We start from the raw sequence: 10,389 nt of genomic DNA, 5'->3' as shown, positions 1-10,389 counted from the left end.
GCCCAGCAACGCCTTGGCGTCGTCGGCAAGACGATCAACGACCTCTTCGGTGCGGTGACCATCGTCAACCCGGGCGGCTCCTACACCCTGGCCACCGAGCACAGCCCACTGCCGCTCGCGCTGCACAACGGCCTGGCCGTTCCCATTCGCGTGCGCCTGCAGGTCGACGCCCCGCCCGGGATGACGGTCACCGACGTCGGCCAGATCGAATTGCCGCCGGGGTATCTACCGCTGCGGGTGCCGATCGAGGTGAACTTCACCCAGCGGGTCGCCATCGACGTGACGCTGCGAACCCCCGACGGCCTGCGGCTGGGCGAACCGGTGCGCCTGTCGGTGCATTCCAACGCCTACGGCAAGGTGCTGTTCGCGATCACCATGACGGCCGCGGCCGTGCTGGTGCTGCTGGCCGGACGCCGCCTTTGGCACCGCTTCCGCGGCCAGCCCGACCGGGCCGACCTCGACCGGCCCGACCCACCCGGCACCGGATCCGCGGGCCTGCACGCGAAGGCCGACGATCGGGTCGAACAAGAGCACCGAGTATGAATTCCGTCGACCGGCAGGCCGCACAGCGACAGCACCGCCTGCCACAGCCGCCGCGGCGGCCCCGGGTTCCCGGCTCGCCGCCCACGGGTCCCCTGCCTCCAGTCCCCGCGGGCGTCGATCGCCGGCGGCCCGAGCTGTCCGACGCCGCCCTGGTGTCGCGGTCCTGGGCGATGGCCTTCGCCACGCTGGTAAGCCGGCTCACCGGGTTCGCCCGGGTCGTGCTGCTGGCGGCCATCCTCGGCGCCGCGCTGTCCAGCGCCTTCTCGGTGGCCAACCAGTTGCCGAACCTGGTGGCCGCGCTGGTGCTGGAGGCGACCTTCACCGCCATCTTCGTGCCGGTGCTGGCCCGCGCCGAGCAGAGCGACCCCGACGGCGGCGCGGCGTTCGTGCGCCGGCTGGTCACGCTGACCACCGCGCTGCTGCTGGTGGCGACCGTATTGTCCGTGCTCGCCGCGCCGCTGCTGGTGCGGCTCATGCTCGGCCGCGACCCGCAGGTCAACGAGCCGCTGACCACCGCCTTCGCCTACCTGCTACTCCCCCAGGTACTCGCGTACGGGCTCACGTCGGTATTCATGGCGATCCTGAACACGCGCAACGTGTTCGGGCCGACCGCCTGGGCGCCGGTGGTCAACAACGTCGTCGCCCTGGCGACCCTCGCGGTGTACGCGGCCGTCCCCGGCGAACTCTCCGTCGACCCCGTCCGGATGGGCAACACCAAGCTGCTGGTCCTCGGCATCGGCACCACGCTGGGCGTCTTCGCGCAAACCGCCGTCCTGCTGGTGGCGCTGCGCAGACAACGCATCGACCTGCGCCCCCTGTGGGGAATCGACGACCGCCTCAAGCGCTTCGGCACCATGGCCGCCGCGATGGTGCTCTACGTGTTGATCAGCCAGCTCGGCCTGGTGGTCGGCAACCAGATCGCCAGCACGGCCGCCGCCTCCGGCCCGGCGATCTACAACTACACCTGGCTGGTCCTCATGCTGCCGTTCGGCATGATCGGCGTCACCGTCCTGACCGTGGTCATGCCGCGGCTGAGCCGCAACGCCGCCGCCGACGACACCGCGGCCGTGCTCGCCGACCTGTCGTTGGCCACCCGCCTGACATTGATCACGCTGATCCCGATCGTGGCCTTCATGACCGTCGGCGGTCCCGCGATCGGCAGCGCACTGTTCGCCTATGGCCACTTCGGCGGGGTCGACGCCGGGTACCTGGGCGCCGCGATCGCCCTGTCGGCGTTCACGCTGATCCCCTACGGCCTGGTGCTGCTCCAGCTGCGCGTCTTCTACGCACGCGAGCAGCCCTGGACGCCGATCGTGATCATCCTCGTCATCACGGCCGTCAAGATCGTCGGATCCGTGCTGGCGCCGCACGTCACCCATGACCCCAAGCTGGTGGCCGGATACCTGGGGCTGGCGAACGGCCTCGGCTTTGTGGCGGGCGCGCTCATCGGTTACCTCCTGTTGCGGCACACCCTGCTGCCCACCGGCGGCCACCTGATCGGCGGGGGTGAGCTGCGCACCATCCTGGTGACGATCACCGCCTCCATGCTGGCCGGACTGGTGGCCCACGTGGCCGACCGGCTGTTGCGGCTCGATCTGCTGACCGCGCACGGCGGCGGCGCGGGCTCGTTACTGCGCCTGCTCATCCTGGCGGTCATCATGCTGCCGATCATGGCCGCGGTCATGCTGCGCGCACACGTCCCGGAGGCCCAGGCCGCCCTGGACGCCGTCCGGCGCCGCCTCGGCGGCCGCATGCCGGTTCCCCGTAAACCGGTGACAGCGGATCAATCGTCTCGCCGGTCCCCGGTCACGTACCCTGAGCAGAGGAATTCGTCCCCGCCTGGGGTAAATGCGGTCCAGGAGCCGATCCGGCGCAGACCTCCGGAGCGGGCAACCCCAGCCCGGATAGCGAAAGGACCGGAGGTGACCGACCGCCCTGTCGAGAGCGCCGCGTCGGGTGCCGAGCTGCCACGACCGGTCGCCGACGACTTCCAACCCGACATCCCGGCCGGCCGTGAGCCCGAGCCGCCGACGTCGCGTCCGTCCGACCAGCGCAACGGCGACGTCGCGCATGACGCGCGGCGCGGGCCCGCCCCGTTCGACGCGCCCCGCGACCGCGGAGGGGATCCGCCCGGAGACGACGTCCATCTGGTCCCCGGGGCCCGCATCGCCGGTGGCCGCTACCGGCTGTTGGTCTTCCACGGCGGCGCCCCGCCCCTGCAGTTCTGGCAGGCCCTGGACACCGCCCTCGACCGACAGGTCGCGCTGACCTTCGTCGACCCCGACGGGGCGTTGCCCGACGACGTGCTGCAGGAGATCCTGTCCCGCACCCTGCGGCTCAGCCGCATCGACAAGCCGGGCATCGCCCGGGTGCTCGACGTCGTCCACACCGGCCACGGCGGCCTGGTGGTCTCCGAGTGGGTGCGGGGCGGTTCGCTGCAGGAGGTGGCCGACACCGCGCCGTCTCCGGTCGGCGCCGTGCGGGCCATGCAGTCGCTGGCGGCGGCTGCTGACGCGGCCCACCGGGCGGGCGTCGCGCTGTCGATCGACCACCCGAGCCGGGTTCGCGTCAGCATCGAGGGCGACGTCGTACTCGCCTACCCGGCGACCATGCCCGACGCCAACCCGCAGGGTGACATCCGCGGTATCGGCGCCGCGCTGTATGCCTTGCTGGTCAATCGCTGGCCGCTCACGGAGTCGAGCGTGCGTAGCGGCCTGGCCCCGGCCGAGCGCGACTCGGCGGGCCAGCCGGTCGAACCGATGGTCATCGACCGCGAGATCCCCTTCCAGATTTCGGCCGTCGCGGTGCGGGCGGTCCAAGAGGATGGCGGGATACGCAGCGCCTCAACGCTTTTGAACTTGCTCCAGCAAGCGACCGCGGTGGCCGACCGGACCGAGGTGCTGGGCCCGATCGATGATTCGCCGTCGCCGGCCGCCCCCCGCGTCGCCCCCGATCAAGACGAAGGCGCAATCCTGGCGCGCCGGCGCCGCAACGTGTTGATCGGCGTCGGCGCGGGCCTCGTCGTGATCGTGGTAGCGCTGTTGGTCCTGGCGTCGGTGGTGAGCAAGATCTTCGGCAACGTCGGCGGCGGCCTGAACAAGGACGAGCTCGGGCTCAACGGCCCCTCCTCGTCCACCTCGTCGTCCGCCCCGAGTTCCGCGGCCTCCGGCAGCATCGTCAAACCGATCAAGGCGACCGTCTACTCCCCCGACGGCGATGCCGACAACGCGGGCACGGCCGGCCAGGCCATCGACGGTGACCCGTCCACCGCCTGGGCGACCGAGGTCTACACCGACGCCGTCCCGTTCCCGAGCTTCAAGCAGGGCGAAGGCCTGATGCTGCAGCTGCCCAACCCGACCGTGGTCGGACAGGTCACCATCGACACGCCCAGCACCGGTACCAAGGTCGAGATCCGCTCGTCGGCGACGGCGTCGCCGGCCACCCTCAACGACACCACCGTGCTCGCGCAGGCCTTCACGCTCAAGCCCGGCCACAACGTCATCCCGGTCCGGGCAGGCTCCCCCACGTCGAACCTGCTGGTGTGGATCTCCACCCTCGGGACGACGAACGGTAAGAGCCAGGCGGGCTTCTTCGAGATCACGGTCCAGGCCGCGTCCTGACGGACGGCGCTCACACCGCCGTGCCGCGGTGAAGTGCCGCCCCGCAGCCGATTGGATACTGTCCGGCCGTGGGCTCCCGGGGAGACATTCAGCGCGAACGTAGCGACGCCGAGCTGCTGGCAGCCCACGTCGCCGGCGACCGTCACGCCTTCCGGGAGTTGTTCCTTCGCCACCAACGACAGCTGCACCGGCTGGCCCGCCTCACGACGCGCACGCCCGAAGATGCCGAGGATGCGCTGCAGGACGCAATGCTTTCGGCCCACCGCGGCGCGGGCGCGTTCCGGCACGACGCCGCCGTCGGCAGCTGGCTGCACCGCATCGTCGTCAACGCCTGTCTGGACCGGTTGCGGCGCACGAAGGCCCACCCCACCGTCCCGCTCGAGGACGTCTTCCCGGTGCCCGATCGGACAACCCAGGTCGAGACCGCGATGGTGGTGCAGCGCGCCTTGATGCGGCTTCCCGTCGAGCAGCGGGCGGCCGTGGTGGCCGTCGACATGCAGGGCTACTCGGTCGCCGACACCGCCGCGCTGCTGGGCGTCGCCGAAGGCACCGTCAAGAGCCGCTGCGCGCGGGCCCGGGTGCGCCTCGCCGAGCTGCTCGGCTACCTCAAAACCGTCCCCGACCCGGCCCCGCCCGTGGCCGTCAAGCAGCGCATGACGGACACTGGGGCGGATGGATGAAGCCGACCACCAAGCCGACGAACCGCCCCTGACGGCCGAGCTTCTTGCCGACCTGCAGGCCGGCCTGCTGGACGACGAATCCGCGGCCCGCCTGCGCCAACGGGTTCGCAACGACCCGGAGGCCCAGCAGATGCTGCGCGCCCTCAATCGAGTGCGGTGCGACGTCGCCACCCTTGGCGCCGAACCGGCACCCGACGTCGCGCCGGAGGTCACCGCCCGGATTTCGGCGGCGCTCGAATCCGCGAAGGCGGGCCCGCCCGCCGCGCACTCGGCTCGGCCGCGGGCGCGGCCCGGGCGCGTGGTGGCCGCGGTGGCCGGCGTCGCCGCGATGCTCGCGGCGATCGGCGTGGGAACCGCGGCGCTGATCACCGCGCCCCAGCCCGCCCCCAGCACCCCGGTCACCGCCGAGCACATCACGGTGTCCACGCCGCCCATGGTGATCCCTCTGTCGCAGCAGGAGATCCTCGGCCTGCTCACCCAAACCGCGGACTACGGCCCGCTCGGCGACCCGGCCCGGCGCACCTCATGCCTCACCGGTCTCGGTTATCCGTCGGCGACACAGGTGCTGGGCGCGCGCCGGGTGGAGATCAACGCCCGCCCCGGCGTCGTGCTGGTGGTGGCCGGTGACAGTCCGCACACCCTCGCGGTCTACGCCGTCGCGCTCAACTGCAACGCCGCCGATACCGGCTTGTTGGCCAGCACCCAGGTCCCGGGCCCTTAGGGTGATGCACGGGTGTCCGACGCGCCGGGGAACAGCGGTGCCTACGCTGGCGTTTGTAGGAATCCAGGGACGATCGTTTGGAAGGGTTCTATGACCGCCGACACTGTGCACGACGTGATCATCATCGGTTCGGGGCCTGCCGGGTACACCGCGGCGCTGTATACGGCCCGGGCGCAGCTGGCGCCGGTGGTGTTCGAGGGGACGTCGTTCGGTGGGGCGTTGATGACCACCACCGAGGTGGAGAACTTTCCCGGGTTTCGCGACGGCATCACCGGTCCGGAGTTGATGGATCAGATGCGGGAGCAAGCCCTGCGTTTCGGGGCCGATCTGCGGATGGAAGACGTCGAGTCGGTGTCGCTGGACGGGCCGGTCAAGTCGGTCACGACCGCCGAGGGCGAGACCGTCCGCGCCCGGTCGGTGATCTTGGCCATGGGCGCGGCGGCGCGCTACCTAAGGGTGCCCGGTGAGCAGGAGCTGCTGGGGCGGGGCGTGAGCTCGTGTGCGACCTGTGACGGGTTCTTCTTCAAGGATCAAGACATCGCGGTCATCGGTGGTGGCGACTCGGCGATGGAGGAAGCCACCTTCCTGACCCGGTTCGCGCGCAGCGTCACCCTGGTGCACCGCCGCGACGAATTCCGCGCCTCGCGCATCATGCTCGAACGCGCCCGGGCGAACGAGAAGATCACCGTCCTGACCAACAAGGCCGTGCTGGGGGTCGACGGGGATCAGACGGTGACGGGTTTGCGGATGCGCGACACCGTCACCGGGGAGGAAGCCACCCTGCCGGTCACCGGTGTCTTCGTGGCGATCGGCCACGACCCGCGCTCGGAGCTGGTGCGCGACGTCCTCGACACCGACCCCGAGGGTTACGTGTTGGTCCAGGGCCGCACCACCGCCACCTCGATCGACGGGGTGTTCGCCGCCGGCGACTTGGTGGACCGCACCTACCGCCAGGCCATCACCGCCGCCGGCAGTGGTTGCTCGGCGGCCATCGACGCCGAACGCTGGCTGGCCGACCACGTCGAATCGAGTTCGGCCGCCCAGAGTGACGCCACCGAATTTCCTGGCAGTACCGAGATGATTGGAGCACCTCAATGACCGACGCCGAAAAAGCCGGGGCCACAATCGAAGTCTCTGACGCATCCTTCTCCACGGAGGTGCTGTCCAGCAATAAGCCTGTGCTTGTTGACTTTTGGGCGACATGGTGCGGGCCCTGCAAGATGGTGGCGCCGGTTCTCGAAGAAATCGCCAGCGAGCGGGCCGCGCAGCTCACCGTGGCCAAGCTCGACGTGGACGCCAATCCGGTGACCGCACGTGACTTCCAAGTCGTGTCGATCCCCACGATGATCCTGTTCAAGGACGGCCAGCCGGTCAAGCGAATCGTCGGCGCCAAAGGCAAGGCCGCCCTGCTGCGTGAACTCTCGGACGCGGTGCCCAACCTCAGCTGATCGCGATTTGAATTCTCCGCACCACCCCCCACGTTCGGCCTGGGGTTTTCCCGAATCTGCGATGCGTCTGCGACAATAACGGTTAGCTGTTGCCCAGATGCGAGCCTGTCAGTGTGTCCCGGAGGGCCTTTGGTATGTCGAGTCCGCGCCGTGAATACGGCGATGCGCTGCGCTGTGGTGACCGCAGTGCGGCCGTGACCGAAATCCGGGCTACGTTGGCCGCATTAGGGCTGCTCGACAGCCTTGAAGACGACCTCGCGACCGGCCGGCACGTGCCCGCCGAACTCTTCGACACCGAACTCGACCAGGCGGTGCGCGCCTTCCAGCAGCACCGCGGTCTCTTGGTCGACGGCATCGTCGGCGAGGCCACGTATCGGGCGTTGAAGGAGGCTTCCTACCGGCTCGGTGCGCGCACCCTGTATCACCAATTCGGCGCCCCGCTCTACGGCGACGACGTCGCCACCCTGCAGGCCCGCCTGCAAGACCTCGGCTTCTACACCGGACTGGTCGATGGGCACTTCGGGCTGCAGACCCACAACGCGCTGATGTCGTACCAACGCGAGTACGGGCTGGCCGCCGACGGCATCTGTGGGCCAGAAACGTTGCGCTCCTTGTATTTTCTGAGCTCACGCGTCACGGGCGGCTCGCCGCATGCGATCCGCGAGGAAGAACTGGTCCGCCGATCGGGCCCCAAGCTGTCGGGTAAGCGGATCATCATCGACCCCGGCCGCGGCGGCACCGACCTCGGCGAGCTGATGCACGGCCCCGCAGGGCCGGTCAGCGAAGCGGATGTGTTGTGGGACTTGGCAAGCCGGCTCGAGGGGCGGATGACGGCCATCGGGATGGAAACCTTCCTGTCGCGGCCGGTCAACCGCAGCCCGTCCGACGCCGAACGCGCCGCCACCGCCAACAACGTCGGCGCCGATCTGATGATCAGCCTGCGCTGTGAGAACCAGCCCAGCCCCGCGGCCAATGGCGTCGCCTCCTTTCATTTCGGGAACTCGCACGGGTCGGTGTCCACGATCGGGCGCAACCTGGCCGACTTCATCCAACGAGAAGTCGTGGCGCGCACCGGGTTACGGGATTGCCGCACGCATGGCCGGACGTGGGACCTGTTACGCCTGACCCGCATGCCGACGGTGCAGGTTGACGTCGGTTACATCACCAATCCGCACGACCGCGCGATGTTGATCTCGACGCAAACGCGGGATGCCATCGCCGAAGGGATTCTCGCCGCGGTCAAGCGGCTGTACCTGCTGGGCAAGAACGACCGCCCCACGGGCACGTTCACCTTCGCCGAACTGCTGGCCCACGAACTCTCCGTGGAGCGGACCAGCCGGCTCGGCGGCCCCTAGCCGATTTCGGCCCCGCGCAACGTATTTCCCGCCACTGAACCGGCGCCGACCGGCTCTTGCAGCTGCGCGTTCTCCAGCAGGCGTTCCAAAGCCGCCTCGACTTCGGCCTTCCAGCCCAGGCCCTTGTCCAACTCGAGCCGCAGCCGCGGGAAGTACGGATGTGGCGCCACCACAACGAAACCCGCATCCTGCAAGAACTCCGCGTCGATCACGCAGTGGTCCACCGAGCAGTCACCGACGGCCTCCAGCACCGGCCGCACGTCCGGGCTCGCCGCCAGCGGATCCTGCAGTTCCGAAGCCGCCGGTGTGCGCCCGAAGGCTTCCAGTGCCCGGACACCACGCCGCACCAGCTCGTCGATCACCCGGGCCAGGAGGCCGTGCGGAAGATCGTCGCCGTCCTGCCCCGGCTCAATGCCCATCGACGTCAGCAGCACCGCATCCGCGGAGACCGGCGCGGTGGGAAAGCGCTGCGCCCGCGGCACGGCCCGCGGCGGCGCGTAGAACACATAGCCAAGGCACGGCGGCTCGCTTTGGCTCCGCTCGTCCGACGGCGCGGTGGCGACCTGGCCACACGAGCCCCACTCCAGCATGACCATCGACAGCCAGGCTTCCTTCTCGAATTCCGGGTCGGCGAGATGGTCCTGGTTACCGAGCGTCGCCGGATCGACCTCCCAGTACACGCAGCGGCGAGCATGCTTGGGAAGCTGTTCGAAGGCCTCGAGGCGCAGCGGGGTGATTCGAGCGGACACTAGCCTCCTGGCTCCTGTGCGGTACTGCAGCCAATTGCACCGGCAACTTCTCCAGGATAAGAGAGTGGGTCGCCATCGGGCCAGCTTTGCCGTCGAGGCGCCGATCACGGCCCCACGACGCTGGAAGCGTTACCGTCCCCACCGGTTCGTTACCGAAAATCTTTGGAACGCACGCGTTTTCGTAATCCTACGGCAGAGAACGCCCGTTGTTTGCCGCTTCGGTGTCACAGTGACGTAATTACAGGGTATGGCTGGTCAGGCCTGCGCGGCGGTCATCATGTCGACAATTCGCTGCAAATCGTCCACCGAGCCGAATTCCACCACGATCTTCCCCTTGCGCTTGCCCAGGCTCACCGTCACTCGTGTGTCGAAGGCGTTGGACAGCCGCTCGGCGACTTCCTGGAGCCCCGGCATCTGGATCGGCTTGCGCCGCTGGGGCGCCGGGGCGCTGGTGCCGGCGCGGTTGGCCAGCGTCACCGCCTCCTCGGTCGCCCGCACCGACAGCCCCTCGGCGACGATGCGGCTGGCAAGTTCCTCTTGCGCCTCGGGCCCGGCTTCCAGCGAGAGGAGGGCGCGGGCATGGCCGGCCGACAGCACGCCGGCGGCCACCCGCCGCTGCACGGGGATGGGCAGTTTGAGCAACCGGATCATGTTGGTGATCAACGGCCGCGAGCGGCCGATGCGCGACGCGAGTTCATCGTGGGTGACGCCGAACTCGTCGAGCAATTGCTGGTATGCCGCCGCCTCTTCCAAGGGGTTCAGCTGTACCCGGTGGATGTTCTCCAGGAGGGCATCGCGCAGCAGGTTGTCGTCACCGGTCTCGCGCACGATGGTGGGGATGGTGGCCAGCCCGGCCTCTTGGGCTGCCCGCCAGCGCCGCTCCCCCATCACGATCTGATACCGCGGACCGGTCTTGGCGCCCGGGACCGCGCGCACCACAATCGGCTGCAACAGACCGAATTCGCGAATGGAGTGCACCAGCTCGGAGAGCGCCTCGTCGTCGAACACCTGCCGTGGCTGGCGCGGGTTGGGCTCGATGTCGCCCGGTGCGATTTCGCGATAGACCGCGCCGGCCGGGGCCAGGTCCGGTCCCGGTCCGCCGATCAAGACGTCCGCTGCGGCGTCGCCCATCCGCGGACCGAGGGTCGCGGGACCCGAGTCCCCCTCGGCGGGACCGGTCGGGATCAGCGAAGCCAGGCCCCGGCCGAGGCCGCCCTTCTTGCGTAACGGCTGCGTCATGGTCGTCCCTTCACGGATGGTGGTCAATCACGTT

Annotated in this window: 8 protein-coding genes and 1 pseudogene; 7 read left to right on the top strand and 2 right to left on the bottom strand. The window is 69.5% G+C overall.

The window, feature by feature from the left end:
• The 7 genes and pseudogenes from A5713_RS05795 to A5713_RS05765 form a co-directional block, all read left to right on the top strand.
• Positions 1 to 543, top strand: a pseudogene (locus tag A5713_RS05795) (hypothetical protein); the annotation flags it as partial.
• Positions 540 to 4,163, top strand: coding sequence for a lipid II flippase MurJ (locus A5713_RS05790; RefSeq protein ID WP_068093537.1), 3,624 nt, complete (start codon positions 540 to 542; stop codon positions 4,161 to 4,163). The pseudogene A5713_RS05795 and the gene A5713_RS05790, both read left to right, overlap by 4 nt.
• A gap of 68 nt (positions 4,164 to 4,231) precedes the next feature.
• Positions 4,232 to 4,843: an RNA polymerase sigma factor SigM gene (gene sigM, locus A5713_RS05785; protein WP_068093535.1), complete on the top strand. Its 612-nt coding sequence runs from the start codon at positions 4,232 to 4,234 to the stop codon at positions 4,841 to 4,843.
• Positions 4,836 to 5,564 carry a hypothetical protein gene (locus A5713_RS05780; protein ID WP_068093532.1) on the top strand — a complete coding sequence of 243 codons (729 nt, stop codon included), beginning with the start codon at positions 4,836 to 4,838 and terminating at the stop codon, positions 5,562 to 5,564. The genes sigM and A5713_RS05780 overlap by 8 nt, the downstream gene beginning before the upstream one ends.
• Positions 5,565 to 5,654: 90 nt before the next feature.
• A complete protein-coding gene (gene trxB, locus A5713_RS05775; RefSeq protein ID WP_068093528.1) occupies positions 5,655 to 6,662 on the top strand; it encodes a thioredoxin-disulfide reductase in 1,008 nt (335 codons plus the stop codon).
• Positions 6,659 to 7,012 carry a thioredoxin gene (trxA, locus tag A5713_RS05770; protein ID WP_068058520.1) on the top strand — a complete coding sequence of 118 codons (354 nt, stop codon included), beginning with the start codon at positions 6,659 to 6,661 and terminating at the stop codon, positions 7,010 to 7,012. The genes trxB and trxA overlap by 4 nt, the downstream gene beginning before the upstream one ends.
• 134 nt (positions 7,013 to 7,146) lie before the next feature.
• Positions 7,147 to 8,367: an N-acetylmuramoyl-L-alanine amidase gene (locus A5713_RS05765; RefSeq protein WP_068093526.1), complete on the top strand. Its 1,221-nt coding sequence runs from the start codon at positions 7,147 to 7,149 to the stop codon at positions 8,365 to 8,367.
• On the opposite strand, the gene A5713_RS05760 is transcribed toward A5713_RS05765, so the two are convergent.
• Both A5713_RS05760 and A5713_RS05755 read right to left on the bottom strand, forming a co-directional pair.
• Complete coding sequence (locus A5713_RS05760) at positions 8,364 to 9,116, bottom strand: acetyltransferase (protein ID WP_068093523.1); 753 nt, start codon at positions 9,114 to 9,116, stop codon at positions 8,364 to 8,366. The genes A5713_RS05765 and A5713_RS05760 overlap by 4 nt on opposite strands.
• A gap of 255 nt (positions 9,117 to 9,371) precedes the next feature.
• Entirely contained in the window at positions 9,372 to 10,355 is a 984-nt protein-coding gene (locus A5713_RS05755) for a ParB/RepB/Spo0J family partition protein (protein ID WP_068093520.1), read from the bottom strand.
• Positions 10,356 to 10,389: the final 34 nt, after the last annotated feature.

The sequence above is a fragment of the Mycobacterium sp. E2497 genome, assembly GCF_001668695.1.
In the GTDB taxonomy this organism is placed as follows: domain Bacteria; phylum Actinomycetota; class Actinomycetes; order Mycobacteriales; family Mycobacteriaceae; genus Mycobacterium.
Note: the sequence above shows the minus strand (reverse complement) of the source record. Positions and strands in the feature narration are given on the sequence as shown.